We start from the raw sequence: 18227 nt of genomic DNA, 5'->3' as shown, positions 1-18227 counted from the left end.
GACTGCACTGCTTCTCCCGATTGGGTCTACCCCGTCGACGATGAATCCTCCGCGGGTATCGACGGGGTCCGGGGCCGTCCCCCCAGGTCAATGACCTGGGGGGGACGAGGAGCGCTGAGAGCCTGCGGGTCAGCCTGTGCTGACCTTCTTCTCCTTCGGCTCGGGCTTGGAATCGACACCAGCTTCCTTGCGCTGCTGGGCGGTGATCGGGGCAGGTGCGGCGGTCAGCGGGTCATACCCGCCGCCGGTCTTAGGGAATGCGATGACCTCACGGATCGACTCCTCACCGGCCAAAAACGCCACGGTGCGGTCCCAACCAAAAGCGAAACCACCATGCGGGGGAGCGCCGTACTTGAACGCATCCAGCAGGAACCCGAACTTCTCCCGGGCCTCGTCCTCGGAGATCCCCATCACCTTGAAAACTCGCTCCTGCATGTCCTGGCGATGGATACGGATGGAGCCGCCGCCGATCTCGTTGCCGTTGCAGACCAGGTCGTAGGCATAGGCGAGTGCCTCCCCGGGCTCAGTGTCAAAGGTGTCTGCAAACTCGGGCTTCGGCGCAGTGAACGCGTGGTGCACGGCAGTCCAGCTGCCAGAACCCACAGCCACATCGCCGGCGGCTTTAGCCTCATCGGCGGATTCGAACATTGGGGCATCCACCACCCAGGCGAAGGACCAGCTGCCCTCCTCGATGAGTCCGATTCGCTGCGCGATCTCATTGCGGGCCGCGCCGAGCAGCGCCCGGGAGGGGGAGACCTCCCCGGCGGCGAAGAAGATGCAGTCACCAGGCTCTGCGCCCACCGCATCAGCGAGGCCCGCCTTCTCAGTCTCCGAGAGGTTCTTGGCCACCGGCCCGCCGAGCTGGCCGTCCTCCTGAATCAGCACATAGGCCAGACCTTTGGCGCCGCGCTGTTTGGCCCACTCCTGCCAGGCGTCCAGGGTGCGGCGGGGCTGGTCGGCGCCACCGGGCATCACCACGGCACCCACATACGGGGCCTGGAACACCCGGAAAGGAGTCTCCTTGAAGTACTCGGTGAGCTCGGTGAGCTCCAGGCCGAAGCGCAGATCGGGCTTATCGGTGCCGAAGCGGCGCATCGCCTCCCGGTAGGTGATGCGCGGGATGGGGGTCTCGATCTCAACGTCGATGAGCTTCCAGAGACGGCGGACAAGCTCCTCCACCAGAGCGATGATGTCCTCCTGCTCCACGAAGGAAGCCTCAATGTCCAACTGAGTGAACTCCGGCTGCCGGTCAGCGCGGAAGTCCTCATCCCGATAACAGCGGGCGATCTGGTAGTACTTCTCCACTCCGCCGACCTGCAGCAGCTGCTTGAACAGCTGAGGTGACTGCGGCAGTGCATACCAAGATCCGGGTGCCAGGCGTGCCGGCACCAGGAAGTCACGCGCACCTTCCGGGGTGGAGCGGGTCAGCGTGGGGGTCTCCACCTCGGTGAAACCCTCGCCGTGCAGCACCTCGCGGGCTACCCGGTTGGCCTCCGAGCGCAGTCGGATTGCGTTCCGGGGGCCCTCACGGCGCAGATCCAGATATCGATGGCGCAGCCGCGCCTCCTCACCGACCTCCACATGCTCATCAATTTGGAAGGGCAGCGCCTCGGCCTTGTTGAGTACCTCGAGCTCATCCACGATGATCTCCACCTCACCCGAGGCCAGGTTGGGGTTCTCATTGCCCTCCGGGCGGCGCTCCACCGTACCGGTGACCTTCAGCACCCACTCATTGCGCAGCGGGCCGAAGTCCGCCTCATCGCGGACCACCACCTGGGCGATTCCGGAGGCATCACGCAGATCCAGGAAGGCCACTCCGCCATGGTCCCGGCGCCGGGCAACCCATCCGGTGAGGGTGACGGTCTGGCCGATCAGCTCGGCGTTGATCTGGCCGGTGGTGTGGGTGCGCAGCACGTGGGTGACTCCTTTAGCCTTCAGCGGTCTTGTGAATGATCTGTGGGGTGAGGTCCTCCGCCGGAGGACTCCAGCTGGCCGGATCCGCCGCGGTCTGCTCACCGGAGCGGATGTCCTTGACCTCATGGCCGCCATCGCCGTCAGTGAACCATACGAACGGGATCCCGCGCTTATCGGCGTACTTGATCTGCTTGCCGAACTTCTCCGCACTGAAGGCAACCTCGGCGCTGATGCCGCGGGCGCGCAGCTGATCGGCCACATCCTGCGCCGCGGCCCAGTCCTCATCCGCGCGCAGGGTCACGTACACCGCAGTGGGCACAGTGCGCGAAGCCCCCAGCTCACCAGAGTCGACCAAGGCGGACAGCAGCCGGGTCACACCAATGGAGAGTCCGACGCCGGGAAAGCTCCGCTTGCCCTTGGTGGCCAGCGACTCATAGCGGCCGCCGGAGCAGATGGAACCCAGCTCCTCGTGCCCCCGCAACACTGTCTCGATGACGGTGCCGGTGTAGTAGTCCAGGCCGCGGGCGATGGACAGATCGGCCTCAGCTCGGCCGGGCACCCGCGCATTGAGCTCATCGACCACCTCAGTCAGCTCAGCAAGCCCCTCCTCCAGGAGCTCTGCGCCAGCAGCATCAGCGGGGAGCAGCTCACGTACCTGGCTGGCGAAGCTGGTATCAGCAGTGCGAATCTGGGCTAGGCTCAGCGCCTGCCGCGCCTGCTCCTCCGTGGCGCCGGCAGTTTCGCTGAGCTCCCGAGCCACTCGGTCTGGGCCGATCTTCTCCAGCTTGTCCACCGCGCGCAGCACCGCAGCGGTCTCAGTCAGGCCGATGGCCTGGTAGAACCCCTCTGAGAGCTTGCGGCTGTTGACCCGCAGGGTGAACTCGCCGATCTGCAGGGTTTGGAGTGCTTTGGCCATCACCACAGCGATCTCCACGTCGGCGCGGGTGCTCAGCGCGCCCTCGCCCACAATGTCGATATCGGCCTGGGTGAATTCCCGGAACCGTCCGGCCTGGGGCCGCTCGCCCCGCCAGACCTTCTGGATCTGGTAGCGGCGGTAGGGGAACGCCAAGTGCCCAGCGTTCTCGGTGACATACCGGGCAAAAGGCACGGTGTTGTCGAACCGGAGTGCCAGTTTGGCCTCCTTGGCGGCGTCGTCGTCATGGATCCTGGAGATCGCGTAGATCTCTTTATCGATCTCGCCCTTCTGCAGCAGGGTATCCACCGTCTCCACCGCACGAGTCTCCAGATTGGAGTAGCCGTGGGCCTCGAAGACTTCGCGCAGAGTGTCCAGCAGATGCAGCTCCACCAGCCGCTCGGCCGGAAGCAGCTCGAGATAGCCGGAGAGAGAGGCGGTTCTCGCCATAGATGCTCAACGCTCCTTACCAGGTGGGCTCTGCCAAACCACACCATCATACGCGGCATGGGCGGAGCTCGCGGTAGGCTTGTGAGCATGAGTCCTGCTGCAGTCAAGCCGAACTATCACAAGACCCCGCTGGAAGAGATTCGGGACCGTGCCCGGGTCGATGAAGAGGGTCATGTCTACGCGCTGCCCGCCGAAGAGGGTGGCGAAGAAGTCTATATCGGCCAATACTCTGCCGGGGACCAGGACCAGGCCCTGCAGTACTTCGTGCGGAAGTTCGACGACCTCTACAACCGCGTGCTGCTGCTGGCCGCCCGAGTAGCCACCCAAGCCGACTCTGCGGCCCATCTACGCTCCAGCCGTGAGCAGCTGGTCAAAGAGCTGGAGGCCGGAGTCTGGCTCGGCGATGTGCAGGGCCTTCGCGGGCTGCTGACCGAAGTCGAGAAGGGCATCGGGGCGATCGCCGCCGAAGAGGACAAGCAGCAGCAGGCTGCCGTTGAGGCCAAGATCGCCAAGCGGGAGGAGATTGTCGCCGCCGCTGAGGCCCTGGCCGCCGGGGATCCCGAGAATACCCATTGGAAGTCGGCCCAGGAGCAGCTCAATGAGCTGTTTGAGCAGTGGAAGGTTGAACAGCGCACCCCGCCGAGGCTGTCCAAGGCTCAGGAGGATCCGCTGTGGAAGAGGTTCCGGGACGCACGCAGCAGCTTCGAACGCAGCCGCAAGGCCTTCTTCGTTCGCCGCGATAAGGAAGCAACTGAGATCAAGCGGGCAAAGGAGGAGCTCATCGCTGAGGCCGAGAAGCTCTCCAGCTCCACTGATTACGGCCCTACCACCAAGGCCTACCACCGTCTGATGGACCAGTGGAAAGCCCTGGGCAGAGGACCCCGCAAAGCTGAGGACGCCCAGTGGAAGCGATTCCGTGCCGCCCAGGACGTATTCTTCTCAGCGCGTGACGCCGCCAACGCCAAAATTGATGCCGAGTACGCCGAGAATCTCAAGAAGAAGGAGGAGATCCTCGGCAAACTCCATGACCTGATGCCCTTCACCAAACCAGCCGCTGTCCGCGACCGATACTTCAAGCTGCTTGACGAGTGGGACAACGCCGGGAAAGTTCCCCGCGGCGATGTTAAGCGTATGGAAAAGGCAATTGGTGAAGTTCAAGACGCTTTCCGGGAGGCGGAAGGAGCGGCTCGCAGTCCGCGTGAGTCGGCGCGCAATGACCGCCAGTCGGAGATGATTGCTCAGCTGCAGGACACCATTGCCGGCCTGGAGGCGGAGCTGGCCGAAGCGCAGTCCAGCGGAAACGATAAGCGCATCCGCGAGGCCGAGGAAGCATTAGCGGCGCGCTGGAGCTGGCTGCAGATGCTCACCTCGAGCTGAATAACGGATAGATTACAATCGTTAGGTCTATGGATAGACGTATGTCTATTTGTGGCTCGTCCTGTCGTCTATCTGCCCAGCGAGGAACTGCGTGAGCGATGAACAGCCCCCGGAGGCGGGGTCCCGGCGCCGCCGCCGGGAGATTCGCGAAGCACGCGAACGGGAACGCGCCGCACAGCGGGAGCGCGAGTCCGCCGTACGCCGGCTGAGCAGCTCCTCCACCGCAGACACCACCTCCAGCGGGCGCCGCGGCACCGAGCCGCAGGCGCAGCCTGCGGTGGAGCAGGATGAGTCTCCTGCCCTGTTCGACCAAGAGACATCCACACCCAAGGACCAGCGGCGTAGCCGCCGGCCGCGCCAGCAGCCGGTCCAGAGCAATTCCGGACAGAGCAGCTCGGCCCAGAGCCCCGCCCCAGCCAGACCCGCACCCCGCCAGCGGAGCACATCAGCCCCTTCCGCAGCCTCCTCCGCCTCGGCTGAGCAGGGGTTCGTCTCCCGCCGGGAACGGCGCAGGCTGCAGACCCAACAGAACCAAGCGGTGCCCCCCGTCCAGCCGCCAGCTCAGACCCCACCTGATGCTGCGAGTCCCCAGACGCAGGCCGTGCCCGCTCAGCCGCAACAGGTCCCCGCGGCGCCGCAGCAGCCGCAGGAATCTCCCGGACAGTTCGGGCATACTGGGCTGGCTGAGACACCAGCTGCCGCAGAGCCATCACCGGTGCCCTCTGCCATTTCCCCCGCCACGCCCTTTGAACATGTGGTGGCCCCACATTCAGCCGCCTCCCCGGAATCGGATCAGATCCACCCCACCGAGGAGCCCCCCGAGTACGAGGACTTCCACGGCTATCAGGCGGAGGACTGGGACGAGGAGTACCAGGAGCACGAGTATGACGAAGACGGCACCCCCGTACTGGTGGGTGCCTCCGGATACGGGCGCGGATACCAGACTGTCGCTCCGATGGAGGGGCGCGTGAACCGCAACCTGCTAAGACAGCGCAAGGCCAAGCGTCGCCGCCGGAACATCACCTTGGGCATCGTGGTGCTGGTCTTCGGCGGTGTGATGTTCTGGCTGGTCACATTCCTCCAGGGCATCTTCGAACAGGGGGAGGTCGCCGACTACGACCAGGTGGCCGGCGAGAGCGTGGAGTTCGAGATCTACCCGGACGAGGGGTTGGCGTCAGTGCAGCAGCGCCTGGTGGACGAGGGCATCGTCGCCAGCCCGGAGGCTTTCCAGCAGGCTCTGGCGGACCTGGAGCCGGGTGCGGTGCATCATGACGGCACCTACCCTCTGCGCGAGCAGATGCCGGCGGCCGAGGCGGTGGAGGTGATCTTCGCCCAGCGGGAAGGCCAAGCGACCTTCAGCGTTCCGCTGGGATCGCGTCAGGACGAGGTGTTCGAGCTGATTGCAGGGGTCCAGGAGCTCGATATCACTGTTGAAGAGCTTCAGGAGCTCGCCGAGGATCCCCAACAGTTCGGCCTGCCGGAGCAAGCAGAGAGCCTGGAAGGTTTCCTCGCGGGCGGCGACCACTTCTTCGAATACGAGGCAACTGCTGAGGAGGTCCTGCAGGAACTGATCTCCTCCACGTTCCGGGTCCTCGAGGAGAATGGAGTCACGGACCCTGATGAGCAGTGGGAGACCATCATCGTGGCCTCGCTGATCACCGCCGAGGCGAATAATAACTACGATCCCGAAGAGCGCACCCGCGATGAACGGTATGAGGACTACCGGATTATGGCGGGGGCTATCCAGAACCGCATCAACAATCCTGACCATGACGGCATCGGCGGGCTGCTTCAGATCGATGCCGCGGTCCACTACGGCAGCGGTCGCACCGGGGACCTGCACTTCTCGGATGAGGATCGGCTCGATGAGGACAACGAGTACAACACCTATGTGCACCCGGGGCTGCCGCCGGGTCCGATCGGAACACCGATCTGGGACACCATCCGCGCCGCCGCGAACCCTGCAGATACGGACTACTTCTACTGGGTCACGGTTAACCCGAACACCGGCGAGACCGAGTTCAATCGGACTCATGACGAACATCTGGAAGATGTGGCAGTCTTCAATCAGTTCTGTGAGGACAATCCAGGCGCCTGCAGCCCCGCCGATGAGCAGGCTGCCGAGGAGGAGCTCGAGGAATGAGCCGCCGGGCGGCGCACCTGAGAGCCGCTGTGCTCGGGTCACCGATCAGCCACTCCAAGTCGCCCCAGTTGCATTCCGCCGCCTATCAACATCTGGGGGTTGACCTCAGCTACACAAGGATCGAAGTGCCCGAGTCCGCCCTGACCGGCTTCCTCTCCGGAGAGGGAGCTGAGCCAGGCTGGGCCGGATGGTCGGTGACGATGCCGCTGAAAGCGGCGATGCTGCCTCATATGACAACAGTGTCTCGCCGGGTGGATCTGCTGGGAGTGCTCAACACTGTGGTGGTCGCCGAAGACGAGCAGGGCGGCCGCACTCTGCACGGTGAGAACACCGATGTGGACGGGATCACCAATGCCCTGCGAGAACAGGGCGTGACCCGGGACGAACCCGCCGCCGGAGTCTTCGCAGTGCTCGGGGCGGGGGGAACCGCGGCCGCTGCGCTGGCTGCCGCTGCGGAACTGAACTTCGCCGAAGCCCGGGTCTACGCCCGCTCCCCGGAGAAGGCCGCTGCCGCCGCGCCCCTGGCAGAACAGCTCGGCCTACCCCTGATCATCCGGCGATTGGACCAGCTGGGCGAGGACCTGCACGGCAATCTCCTCGACGTGGTGGTCTCCACCCTGCCGCCGCGGGCAGCTGACTCCCTGGTCAGCCAGCTGCCCCCCGGCGGTCCGGTAGCCCCGGCCCTGCTCGACGTCGCCTATGACCCCTGGCCCTCAGCACTGGCCCAGGCCTGGGCCGAGCGGGATTGGACGGTGATCAGCGGCCTGGACATGCTGCTGCACCAAGCGGTGAAACAGGTGGAGCTTTTCACCACCGGAACTCCCAACCCCGCCGACAAGTTGCCGTTCGAGGATCACGGGGCAATGGTGGACCGGATGCGTGCAGCCATCGGACTGCCGGTGCCTGGCGGCGGTGGATCACCGTTAGGATGAACTCCATGCTTCGTTGGCTCACCTCTGGAGAGTCCCACGGCAAAGCCCTCGTCGGAATCATTGAGGGCCTGCCCGCTGGGATCGAACTGACCACCGCCGATGTCCAGGCTGCCCTAGCTCGCCGCCGCCTCGGCTATGGGCGCGGCGCCCGCATGAAATTTGAGCAGGACCAGGTCCAGCTGCTGGGCGGCGTTCGGCACGGTGTAACCATGGGCGGACCCGTGGCGATCGAGATCGCCAATACAGAATGGCCCAAATGGGAGAAGGTCATGGCTGCCGACCCGGTGGACCCCGAGGAGCTGGAGGGTCTGGCCCGCAACGCCCCACTGACCCGGCCCCGGCCCGGCCACGCCGACTATACCGGCATCCAAAAATATGGGTTCGCCGAGGCCCGCCCCGTGCTGGAGCGCGCTTCCGCCAGAGAGACCGCCACCCGGGTGGCACTGGGCACTGCAGCCAACCAGCTGCTGAGCGCCCTGGGCATCCACACTGTCTCGCACACAGTGGCCGTGGGGAGCGTGAGCGTACCCGAGGGGGCACCCGTGCCTTCGGCGGAGGATGTGCAGAGCCTCGACGCAGACCCGCTGCGCTGCCACCATGCCGAGACCTCAGAGGCTATGGTGGCCGAGGTCGACGCCGCCCATAAGGCAGGGGAGACCCTCGGCGGGGTGGTCGAGGTAGTGGTGGACGGAGTGCCCCCGGGGCTGGGCAGCTATGTGCACTGGGACCGTCGGCTCGACTCCAGGCTGGCCGGTGCGCTGATGGGCATCCAGGCCATCAAGGGAGTCGAGGTCGGCGACGGGTTCCGCACCGCCGCCCGCCGCGGCACCGCCGCCCATGATGAGATCGAACTCGCTGAGGACGGCAGCATCCGGCGCAGCACCAACCGGGCCGGAGGGATCGAAGGCGGTATGAGCATCGGCGACAGCATCCGGGTCCGGGCGGCGATGAAGCCCATCGCCACTGTCCCCAGGGCGCTGCGCACCGTAGACCTCGCCAGTGGCGAGCCCACCACAGCCCACCATCAGCGCAGCGACGTCTGCGCGGTGCCTGCAGCCGGGGTGGTGGCTGAGGCCATGGTCCAGCTGGTGATCGCCCAGGCCGTACTGGAGAAGTTCGGCGGGGACAGCCTCGCCGAGGTGCAGCGGAACCTGAGCACCTACCTGGCGGCTCTGCCCGAGCTTGGGGCAGATCCGGAGGCTGCCGGCCATGGGGGCGACCCCCTCCAGGCGCCGGCCGCCATGCAGTCGTGATGCCCAGCAATATAGTGCTCATCGGCCCCATGGGGTCCGGAAAGTCCAGCGTGGGCGCGGCTCTGGCCCGCAGGCTCAGCCGACCCCATGTGGACACCGATCATTTCTTCGTCGCCCGCCACGGTCCCATTCCCCGCTACTTCGCCACTTACGGCGAGCAGGCTTTCCGGGCTGAGGAGGAGCGGATAGTGGCCGAGCTGCTGGATGCCCCACGCCCCTCGGTGATCAGCTTGGGCGGAGGCTCAGTGACTTCCGCCGCCACCCGCAGCCTGCTGACTGAGCACTTTGTGGTGATGCTAGATGTCACCGCAGCCCAGGCTGAGCTGAGAATCGGCGACGCCGCCACCCGGCCGGTGCTCACCGAAGGTACAGATGACCCGCCGATTGAGCGCTGGAAGCGGATCTACGCAGAGCGTGAGCCGCTCTACCGGCAGCTGGCGGACCTGGTGGTCAGCGCCGAGGAAGCAAGCATTGAAGACAGAGTCGATACCATCGTTGAGGCCATGCGGAAAGGACGTGCGGAACAGGTATGAGTGAATCAGCATCAGAAGGCAGCGCTGCGGCAGCTGCCGAGCCCACTGTGATCACAGTAGGGCAGGGCAACGGTACTGGCGGTCCGGAACTGGGCTACGGCGTCGTCGTGGGTAATGGTCTGCTGGCCAGGCTTCCCGAACTGGTAGGCGCCCAGGCAGAACGGGTCCTGGTGATCCACCCCCGGGCACTGCGCGCAACCGGTGATGTGGTCCGTGAGGACCTCGAGAAGGCGGGCTACCAGGCGGTCACTGCGGAGATCCCCGACGCCGAGGAGGGCAAACACATCCAGGTGGCTGCCTTCTGCTGGCAGGTGCTGGGCCAGAACGATTTCACCCGCACCGATGCCGTGGTCGCCGTGGGTGGGGGAGCAGTCACCGATCTGGCCGGGTTCGTCGCCGCCACCTGGCTGCGCGGCATCCGGGTGGTGCATATGCCCACTACGCTGTTGGGTATGGTCGACGCCGCGGTGGGCGGTAAGACCGGCATCAACACCGCAGAGGGCAAGAACCTGGTGGGCAGCTTCCACCAGCCCGCAGGCGTGCTGGCAGACCTGGACACCCTGGCCACCCTGCCCCGCAATGAGCTGGTGGCCGGGCTGGCCGAGGTGGTCAAATGCGGGTTCATCGCCGATGAGCGGATCCTGGAGATCATCGAGGAGAATCCGGAGGCTGCCCAGACCCCCGAGTCCGCAGAGCTGCGCGAGCTGATCGAGCGCGCCATCCGGGTCAAAGCTTCAGTGGTGGGCCAGGACGTCCGCGAGGCCGGGCTGCGCGAATCGCTGAACTACGGGCACACCCTGGGGCATGCAATTGAGCACGCGGAGCGGTACCAGTGGCGCCACGGTGCGGCCGTCTCGGTGGGGATGATCTTCGCCGCTGAGCTGGCGCGCAGCCTCGGCAGACTTTCCGACGGGGATGCCGACCGGCACCGCGAGGTGCTGACCAGCTTGGGCCTGCCGGTCAGCTACCGCGATGACCGGTGGAACCAGCTATTGGAGGGCATCCGCCGGGACAAGAAGAATCGCGGGGAGACGCTGCGGTTCGTGCTGCTCTCCGGGATCGGCAAACCGGCCACTGTGGAGATCCCGGATCCTTCAATCCTCTTCGCCACGTATCAGGAGATCGCCGAGCCGGCCAGCCCCACGATCAGCCTGTGAGCCCGCGCCGCATAGGGTTTTGCGCTCTGCGTATGGAAATAACCCTATGCAGTGCGCAGAGCGCTACAGGTTGTGTGTGGAGGTTTGACGGATGAGCGGCCAGGGACCCCGGGCGATCCAGAGATCCTCGACAGGATCTCACCCTTCCCTAGGGATGTGGTGGCGTTGCAGAAGGCTGCGGAGGCGGACTAATCCAGGCTCCATCAGGTCCTCCCAGTACACGCGAATTACTGTGCAGCCGGTACTGCGGATAGCGTCCTCCCGGAGCTTCTCCTGCTTGTGAAGCTCATCGAAAGTCGCTCTCTGCTGGCGGTACTTTATCCAGCCGTCGAACTCGAGGGCGACTCTGGGCTCCTCCCACAGAAAATCGAGCCGATAGCTGCGCCCATCCACGTGTACAACCACCTGTTGCAGTGGCTGAGGGAGGCCCAGTTCATGAAGGCGTACCCGCAGGAGCGACTCACCCGGCGATTCAGAGAGGGGAGAGGCGAAGCTGAGCAGGCGTTCCACAGCATAGAGCTTGCGCTGGGCGAGCTGCATGGCCTTCGCACGATTCTTTAGCGCCTCGGCGTTGACCGGGGCTCGCTTGTCTCCGCCCCGCAGTGCCGCTTCTAGCGCCATCACAGCACCAGCGAAGGGCATGCGCGGGACTGTGTCTGCTAGCGCCAGCTCCAAACTCTCCGCCAGTACGCTCATCGGGCAGGGCCCAACCGCCTGATCAGGGTCGGTGGGGAGCTCAAGATCGAGCCTGGTGGTTTCACTATTGCCGCCGGGCAATGGCCGGTGCCGCTGAGTGGGGAAGCCCCGCAGTGCGACGGCAGGGACCTCCGCTTCGTCGTGCACGGTGTTCCGGGCCTTCTTCAGGAAGTCCGGGACAGCGAGACTGCCGGTCATGGGCGTTTGTTGGGTGGTTCGCGCTCCACCGGGTGAGCGTGCCCTGATGTGGACGGACTTCGGAAGGTTCAGCAGCGGGAGTCCGTGCAGTTCCAGAGCAGAGTCCTTGCAGAACAGAGGATCGGTCAGCTGCAGCGCGGTGGCCGCAAGCATCAGGCGGTACCGCGCTGAAGGCTGAGTATTCAGCCAGAATCGGGGCGTGATGTACACGCCGCGGCGCAGCCGCAACAGGCGGCCCTGCGCCACCGCCCGGGAGAAATCAGTACTTGTGTGGCTGCCGTCCGGCAAAGCCGAGGCCCGGGCCAGCGGGCTTAGCGTTGTGTCCATGACATAAGGATGGCGGAACATTAGGGTTTCCGCAGACAATTTCCACAAGCCTGTGGATAACTTGGATCCAGGTCTGCCAGGGAGCTTCACCTTTGGACCATCCTGCATGAGGTTTTGCACTCTGCATCGGGATATAACCCTATGCAGAGCGCAAAGCCATACAGAATACGGGTGGACGGAGCAGGCCGGGGGGATGGGCCGGTGGGGCTAGACTTTCGCAGGTGTCCCGCCTGCTCGCTGATCTCACCCCGCTGAGAGTCTCTCCGGCATACCGCCGGCTCTGGCTGGGCAATGCGATTTCCGCGGTCGGAGTCCAGGTCACCCTGACTGCGGTGAGCCTTCAGGTCTACGAGCTCACCGCATCAAGCCTCTATGTGGGACTTGTGGGACTCTTCGCGCTGGTGCCCCTGGTTGCGGCTGGACTATACGGTGGGGCGATCGCGGACAACTTCGACCGGCGGAAGGTGGCCCTGATCTCCGGGCTGGCCCTATGGCTCTCGGCAGCCGGGATCGCCGCCCAAGCCTGGCTGGATCTGGGCAATGTATGGGTGCTCTACCTGCTGGTGGCCCTCCACTCGGCAGCCCAGGGCGTTAATCAGCCCACCAGAAGCGCGATCATCCCTGCCCTGGTGGGCCGGGAGCTGCTACCGGCAGCCAATGCGCTGAATATGCTCACCGCCTCCATCGCCATGATGGCCGGCCCGCTGCTGGCCGGGACCCTGGTCCTCACCGTGGGCTACGCCTGGACCTACACCATCGAAGTCGTCACCTTCCTGGCCGCGCTCTGGGCGCTGTGGCTGCTGCCCGCGCTGCCGCCCGGATCAGCGGGGGAGCTGGACCCCAAACGCAGCCGCCGGGTCGGGCTGCGATCCGTCCTGGAGGGCTTCCAGTTCCTCTCGACCCGGAAGAACGTGCGGATGACCTTCCTGCTGGATATCAACGCCATGGTGATGGCCGCGCCCCGGGCGGTTCTGCCGGCCATCGGTGCCCTGATGATCGGTGGCGGGGAACTGACCGTGGGCATCCTGATGGCCGCCATGGCCGCAGGTGCCTTCTTCACCGGGGTCTTCAGCGGACCGCTGACGCGGATGAACCGGCACGGGGCAGCCACCTTCTGGGCCGTGGTGAGCTATGGGCTGGCTGTCAGCGGCTTCGGCGTCGTCGTACTCCTGGCCTCCCGAGACCCGCTACCCGAGGGCGGCTCGCTGACCTGGTGGGTATGGCCCGCTGCGATCTTCCTGCTGCTGGCCGGCAGCGCAGACTCAGTGGCGATGATCTTCCGCTCAACCATTCTGCAGTCGGCCACGCCGGATCATCTGCGCGGCCGGCTGCAGGGCGTCTTCATCGTGGTGGTCGCCGGCGGCCCCAGGGTGGGCGATATGGTCTCCGGCTCGGTGGGAGAGGCCATCGGCGAGCACTGGGTCATGATCGTGGGAGGCATCGCCTGCGCCCTCATCGCCGCCCTGCTCATCCGGTGGCTGCCCGGATTCCTCCGGTATGACTCCCGGAATCCGGTCCCCTAGGACTGGACTGAGCCCGGCACCAGGTAGGATGGTCAGCTGGTGATTCTGAAGACGACCGACAAGAAAGCTCCAACCTGTGGCTACCTCGAATGACATCAAGAACGGCGCCGTGCTCAAGCTGGAGGGCCAGCTGTGGAACACGATCGACTTCCAGCACGTCAAACCCGGCAAGGGCGGGGCGTTCATCCGCACCAAACTGAAGAACATCACCTCCGGCAAGGTGGTCGATAAGACCTTCAACGCCGGTGCCAAAGTTGAGTTCGCCACTGTGGATCGCTCGGACTACCAGTACCTCTACCAGAACGGTGAGGACTACGTCTTCATGGACCTGCGCGACTACGATCAGATCACCGTCCCGGCGGCAGTGGTGGGCGAGGCCGCGAACTTCCTGCTGGAGTCCCAGGAGGTCACCATCGCCATGAATGAGGGCACTCCGCTCTACCTGGAGATGCCCCCCTCGGTGGTGCTGGAGATCACCCAGACCGATCCCGGCCTGCAGGGCGACCGCTCCAAGGCCGGCACCAAACCAGCCACACTGGAGACCGGTCACGAGATCCAGGTGCCGCTCTTCGTGGAGCAGGGCACCAAGGTCAAGGTCAACACCTCGACCTCCGAATACCTCGGCCGGGTCACCGACTGATTACCTACGACGACGCCCAACTCCCGTGAAACGCACACGCAGCAAGGCCCGGCAGCGGGCCCTAGAGGTCCTCTTCGAGGCACAGCAGCGCGGCACCCCCGCCGAGGAGGTGCTCACCAACCGTGCCGAGAAGTCTCAGATCGAGTTCAACGACTACGTCCGCGCCCTGGTCCGCGGCGTGACCGAGCGGCAGGACGAGATCGATGAGCTGCTGGCCACCTACGCCCGGGGCTGGACCCTGGACCGGATGCCCCCGGTAGACCTGGTGGTGTTGCGGATCGGCGCCTGGGAACTGCTGCACAACGAGGAGATTCCCGACGAGGTGGCCGTCAATGAGGCCGTGGCGCTGGTCAAGGAGTTCTCCACTGACGAGTCCCCGCGGTTTGTCCACGGCCTGCTGGGGCGGCTCCAGAAGCTCAAGCCCAGCCTCGGTTAGTCTCCACGGGCACGCCTGGCCTGCCTCGCCCGGTTCACGGGCCCGTCCGGGGTGCGGACCTCAGGGGCCGGCTGCCCCACCAAAGCCGTTGTTGCACTCCTCACAGGCCGCCGCGCTGGACGGCGCAGGCTGCCTGCGCTGATAGAGTGGACCCGACATAAGCACTCCTTTAACGGATCGTCCTGTGAGGCGAGGAAGGAGTCGATACGATGAGTCACTCATCTGAGACTGCTCAAGTCATGGCAGCGCCGGACATTGACCGCGCCCTGACTCGGATTGCCCACGAGATCGTGGAGGCCCAGCGCGGCACTGAGGGCCTGATCATTCTGGGCATCCCGCGCCGCGGTGTTCCGCTGGCCCAGCGCCTGGGCGCGAAACTGGCCAGCATCGACCCCGGCTTCGATTCCGAAAGCTCCCTTGGCGCACTGGACATCACCATGTACCGGGATGATCTGCGCACCACCGCAGCGCGAACCCCCGAGCCCACCAGCCTACCCACTGCCGGCATCGACGGTGCCACGGCCGTACTGGTGGATGATGTGCTCTACTCCGGGCGCACCGTCCGCGCAGCCCTGGACGCCCTGGCCGACTACGGCCGCCCCGCGGTGGTCAGGCTCGCAGTCCTGGTTGACCGCGGTCACCGGGAACTGCCCATCCGGGCCGACCACGTGGGCAAGAACATCCCCACCGCACGCCATGAACGGGTAGCCGTGCGCCTGGCTGAGATTGACGGCATAGCCCGTGAGGCCGAAGAGGTGGTGATCACCCGATGAGGCATCTGCTGGCCACGGAGGGGCTGACCTACGACGACGCCCTCACCATCCTGGACACCGCTGAGGAGATGGCCGCGGTCACCTCCCGGGAGGTCAAGAAGCTGCCCACCCTGCGCGGACGCACTGTGGTCAACCTGTTCTACGAGGACTCCACCCGTACCCGGGTCTCCTTCGAGGCTGCCGCTAAGCGGCTCTCCGCCGATGTGGTGAACTTCTCCGCCAAAGGTTCCTCCGTGTCCAAGGGAGAGTCGCTCAAGGACACCGTGCAGACCTTGGATGCGATGGGTGCTGATGCGATCGTCATCCGGCACTCCGCCGCCGGAGCTGCCGCCCAGCTGGCCGCCTCCGACTGGTCCGAGGCCGCAGTGGTCAACGCCGGGGACGGCACCCATGAGCACCCCACCCAGGCGCTGCTGGATGCGCTGACCCTACGCCGGGACTGGCATGCTGCCCACCGGGGCAGCGGCAGCAGCACCAGCCCCCGCGGCACCGACCTGGCCGGTATGCGGGTGCTGATTGTCGGAGACATTCTGCACTCCCGCGTGGCCCGATCCAATCTGTGGCTGCTGCGCACTCTGGGGGCTGAAGTGCACTTCGCCGCCCCGGCCACCCTGCTGCCGCTCGGTGTGGAGAGCTGGCCGGTCACCGTGCACTACAGCTTGGACCAGGCCCTGGCCGCCGCCCCGGACGCGGTGATGATGCTGCGGGTGCAGGCCGAGCGGATGGGCGGAGCCTTCTTCCCCACCGCCGCGGAGTACACCCGCCGCTGGGGGCTCACCGATGAACGCCTGGCCACCGTTGCTGACCTCACCCTTGGTGAGACCCAGTCCCCGGCGCTGATCCTGCACCCTGGGCCGATGAACCGCGGAGTGGAGATCTCGGCGGCGGCTGCCGATGCACCCCAGACTCGCATCACTGAACAGGTCACCAACGGCGTGGCCGTACGGATGGCCGTCCTCCACCTGCTGCTGACAGGAGACCACGCATGAGCACCCCCGCCTACCTCATCACCGGCGCCCGGCCCTACGGGGAGGAGCCCCAGGACATTCTGATCACCGAAGGGCGCATCGCGCAGCTTGGGCCCGATGCCGGCCGGGCTCCAGGGTCCGAGAATGCAGTGACCGTCCAAGCCCAGGGCCAGATCCTGCTGCCCGGCATGGTGGACCTGCACACTCACCTGCGCGAACCGGGCCGGGAGGACGCTGAGACCGTGGAGACCGGAAGCCGGGCTGCGGCCAAGGGCGGCTTCACCGCCGTGCACGCCATGGCGAACTCCTCTCCGGTGGCTGACACCGCCGGGGTGGTGGAACAGGTCCACCGGCTGGGACTGGACTCCGGCTGGACCGAGGTCTACCCCGTGGGAGCCATCACCAAAGGCCTGGCGGGCAAGACCCTCGCAGAGCTCGGCGCCATGGCCGAGTCGGCAGCCCAGGTGCGGATGTTCTCCGATGACGGCCACTGTGTGAACAACGCCCAGCTGATGCGCCGTGCCCTGGAGTATGTGAAGACCATTGACGGGTTTATCGCCCAGCACGCGCAGGATGCCGACCTCACGGCCTGGGACACCGAGCAGCCCGCGCAGATGAACGAGGGAAGGGTCTCGGCCACCCTCGGGCTGCCCGGCTGGCCGGCCGTGGCTGAGGAGGCGGTGATCGCCCGGGACGTGCTGCTGGCCGACTACGTGGGCGCCCGGCTGCATATCTGCCACGTCTCCACCGCAGGCTCAGTGGAGATCCTGCGCTGGGCCAAGGCCCGCGGCATCCAGGTCACCGCGGAGGTCACCCCGCACCACCTGATGCTCACCGATGAGCTGGTGGCCACCTACAACCCGGTGTACAAGGTCAACCCTCCGCTGCGCACTGAGGCCGATACCCAGGCGCTGCGGGAAGCCTTGGCCGAGGGCATCATCGACGCCGTGGGCACCGATCACGCACCGCACCCTGATCAGGCCAAGGAATGCGAATGGGCCCAGGCGGCCATGGGCATGACCGGCCTGGAGACTGCACTCAACGCCGTGCAGCACGCCATGGTGGAGACCGGGCTGATCAGTTGGCGGCGCTTCGTCGAGATCACCTCAGAGCGCCCCGCCGAGATCTACGGACACCCGCACCAGGGCCGTCCCCTGGCGGCAGGGGAGCCGGCCAACCTCATCCTTGTCGACCCCAGCGCAAGCACCACCATCACCCCGGAGCAGCACGCCACCAAGGGGCGCAACTCACCCTTCCGCGGCCTGGAGCTCCCGGGAAGGGTCACTCACACCTTCCTGGGTGGGCACCAGGTGCTCGCCCAGGGGGAGCTGACCACAAGCCGCAGCGGAAGGAGCGCCGAATGAGCCCCGAGCTTCAGGCACTGTCTCTTCAAGCACTGGCCCTTCAGGCAGTGTCACCTCAGGTTCCGGGGTTGGGCCACCCAGTTCCCGCTCTGACCCGGAACCCAGAGATGACCGGCACTTACCTGAACTATCTGTGGATCGCCGGTGGCGGCGTCGTACTCTTCTGTCTGCTGATCTGGTTGGGCTGGCAGCACCGCAAGCGCCGCCAGTCCGATGTCCCGGAGCCTGAAGACATCCCGGCCGAGCTGCTGGATCTGGAACCCCGTGCCGCCGCCGAGGGCATGGTGATCGGCTCGGTCACCGGCGGTGAGTACCTGGACCGGATCGCAGTACACCAGCTGGGCCTGCGCACCACCGGTCGGGTGGAGGTGCACCAACAGGGTGTGGCCATCTTCCGGGCCGGTGCGCGCAACCTCTTCATTCCCGCCGCAGATCTGGCTTATGCCCGCACCGACCGCGGCATGGTGGGCAAATTCGTGGAGAAGGACGGGGCTATCATCCTGGGTTGGACCCTGGGAGAGCATGCCCTGGACACCGGGTTCCGGCCACGCCGGGTCCAGGAGGGCCGCACCCTCCTTGCTGAGCTGACCGCACTGACTGAAAGTGAGACTTCCCTTTGAGTACTTTAGG

The 18227-nt window shown here is 65.8% G+C and carries 16 protein-coding genes; 13 read left to right on the top strand and 3 right to left on the bottom strand.

The features are described from left to right. Positions 1–129: 129 nt before the first annotated feature. Both aspS and hisS read right to left on the bottom strand, forming a co-directional pair. Positions 130–1914, bottom strand: a complete 1785-nt coding sequence (gene aspS, locus GNZ21_RS12165) for an aspartate--tRNA ligase (protein ID WP_188503649.1) — start codon at positions 1912–1914, stop codon at positions 130–132. Positions 1915–1927: 13 nt separating this feature from the next. Beyond that, positions 1928–3277, bottom strand: coding sequence for a histidine--tRNA ligase (gene hisS / locus GNZ21_RS12160; protein WP_157324723.1), 1350 nt, complete (start codon positions 3275–3277; stop codon positions 1928–1930). An 87-nt stretch (positions 3278–3364) separates the two neighbouring features. Here hisS and GNZ21_RS12155 point away from each other — a divergent pair, with 87 nt between their 5' ends. The 6 genes from GNZ21_RS12155 to aroB all read left to right on the top strand — a co-directional run bounded on the left by GNZ21_RS12155 (position 3365) and on the right by aroB (position 10672). Next, positions 3365–4654, top strand: coding sequence for a DUF349 domain-containing protein (locus GNZ21_RS12155; protein ID WP_188503648.1), 1290 nt, complete (start codon positions 3365–3367; stop codon positions 4652–4654). Between the two features lie 91 nt (positions 4655–4745). Continuing rightward, on the top strand, positions 4746–6797 hold the full coding sequence (locus tag GNZ21_RS16210) for an endolytic transglycosylase MltG (protein WP_157324718.1): 2052 nt from the start codon (positions 4746–4748) through the stop codon (positions 6795–6797). Then, positions 6794–7729, top strand: a complete 936-nt coding sequence (locus GNZ21_RS12145) for a shikimate dehydrogenase (RefSeq protein WP_157324716.1) — start codon at positions 6794–6796, stop codon at positions 7727–7729. Before GNZ21_RS16210 ends, GNZ21_RS12145 begins: the two co-directional genes overlap by 4 nt. A gap of 5 nt (positions 7730–7734) precedes the next feature. Then, positions 7735–8982: a chorismate synthase gene (aroC, locus tag GNZ21_RS12140; protein ID WP_157324714.1), complete on the top strand. Its 1248-nt coding sequence runs from the start codon at positions 7735–7737 to the stop codon at positions 8980–8982. Continuing rightward, complete coding sequence (locus GNZ21_RS12135) at positions 8982–9515, top strand: shikimate kinase (protein ID WP_157324711.1); 534 nt, start codon at positions 8982–8984, stop codon at positions 9513–9515. The genes aroC and GNZ21_RS12135 overlap by 1 nt, the downstream gene beginning before the upstream one ends. Continuing rightward, positions 9512–10672, top strand: a complete 1161-nt coding sequence (gene aroB, locus GNZ21_RS12130; protein WP_157324708.1) for a 3-dehydroquinate synthase — start codon at positions 9512–9514, stop codon at positions 10670–10672. Before GNZ21_RS12135 ends, aroB begins: the two co-directional genes overlap by 4 nt. Positions 10673–10810: 138 nt before the next feature. Here aroB and GNZ21_RS12125 read toward each other — a convergent pair whose 3' ends face one another. Continuing rightward, positions 10811–11893: a hypothetical protein gene (locus tag GNZ21_RS12125; protein WP_157324706.1), complete on the bottom strand. Its 1083-nt coding sequence runs from the start codon at positions 11891–11893 to the stop codon at positions 10811–10813. Between the two features lie 221 nt (positions 11894–12114). On the opposite strand from GNZ21_RS12125, the gene GNZ21_RS12120 reads away from it, so the two are divergent. The 7 genes from GNZ21_RS12120 to GNZ21_RS12090 all read left to right on the top strand — a co-directional run bounded on the left by GNZ21_RS12120 (position 12115) and on the right by GNZ21_RS12090 (position 18217). Beyond that, positions 12115–13416 carry an MFS transporter gene (locus tag GNZ21_RS12120; RefSeq protein WP_188503647.1) on the top strand — a complete coding sequence of 434 codons (1302 nt, stop codon included), beginning with the start codon at positions 12115–12117 and terminating at the stop codon, positions 13414–13416. Positions 13417–13492: 76 nt separating this feature from the next. Beyond that, complete coding sequence (gene efp / locus GNZ21_RS12115; protein WP_188503646.1) at positions 13493–14056, top strand: elongation factor P; 564 nt, start codon at positions 13493–13495, stop codon at positions 14054–14056. Between the two features lie 25 nt (positions 14057–14081). Further along, positions 14082–14492: a transcription antitermination factor NusB gene (gene nusB, locus GNZ21_RS12110; RefSeq protein ID WP_188503645.1), complete on the top strand. Its 411-nt coding sequence runs from the start codon at positions 14082–14084 to the stop codon at positions 14490–14492. A 209-nt stretch (positions 14493–14701) separates the two neighbouring features. Further along, positions 14702–15265, top strand: coding sequence for a bifunctional pyr operon transcriptional regulator/uracil phosphoribosyltransferase PyrR (gene pyrR, locus GNZ21_RS12105; protein WP_157324704.1), 564 nt, complete (start codon positions 14702–14704; stop codon positions 15263–15265). Continuing rightward, entirely contained in the window at positions 15262–16254 is a 993-nt protein-coding gene (locus tag GNZ21_RS12100) for an aspartate carbamoyltransferase catalytic subunit (RefSeq protein ID WP_157324702.1), read from the top strand. The genes pyrR and GNZ21_RS12100 overlap by 4 nt, the downstream gene beginning before the upstream one ends. Continuing rightward, on the top strand, positions 16251–17597 hold the full coding sequence (locus GNZ21_RS12095; RefSeq protein WP_157324700.1) for a dihydroorotase: 1347 nt from the start codon (positions 16251–16253) through the stop codon (positions 17595–17597). Before GNZ21_RS12100 ends, GNZ21_RS12095 begins: the two co-directional genes overlap by 4 nt. Next, positions 17594–18217 carry a PH-like domain-containing protein gene (locus GNZ21_RS12090; RefSeq protein ID WP_157324697.1) on the top strand — a complete coding sequence of 208 codons (624 nt, stop codon included), beginning with the start codon at positions 17594–17596 and terminating at the stop codon, positions 18215–18217. The genes GNZ21_RS12095 and GNZ21_RS12090 overlap by 4 nt, the downstream gene beginning before the upstream one ends. Positions 18218–18227 lie beyond the last annotated feature (10 nt).

This window comes from Nesterenkonia alkaliphila (assembly GCF_009758175.1).
Classification (GTDB): domain Bacteria; phylum Actinomycetota; class Actinomycetes; order Actinomycetales; family Micrococcaceae; genus Nesterenkonia; species Nesterenkonia alkaliphila.
Note: the sequence above shows the minus strand (reverse complement) of the source record. Positions and strands in the feature narration are given on the sequence as shown.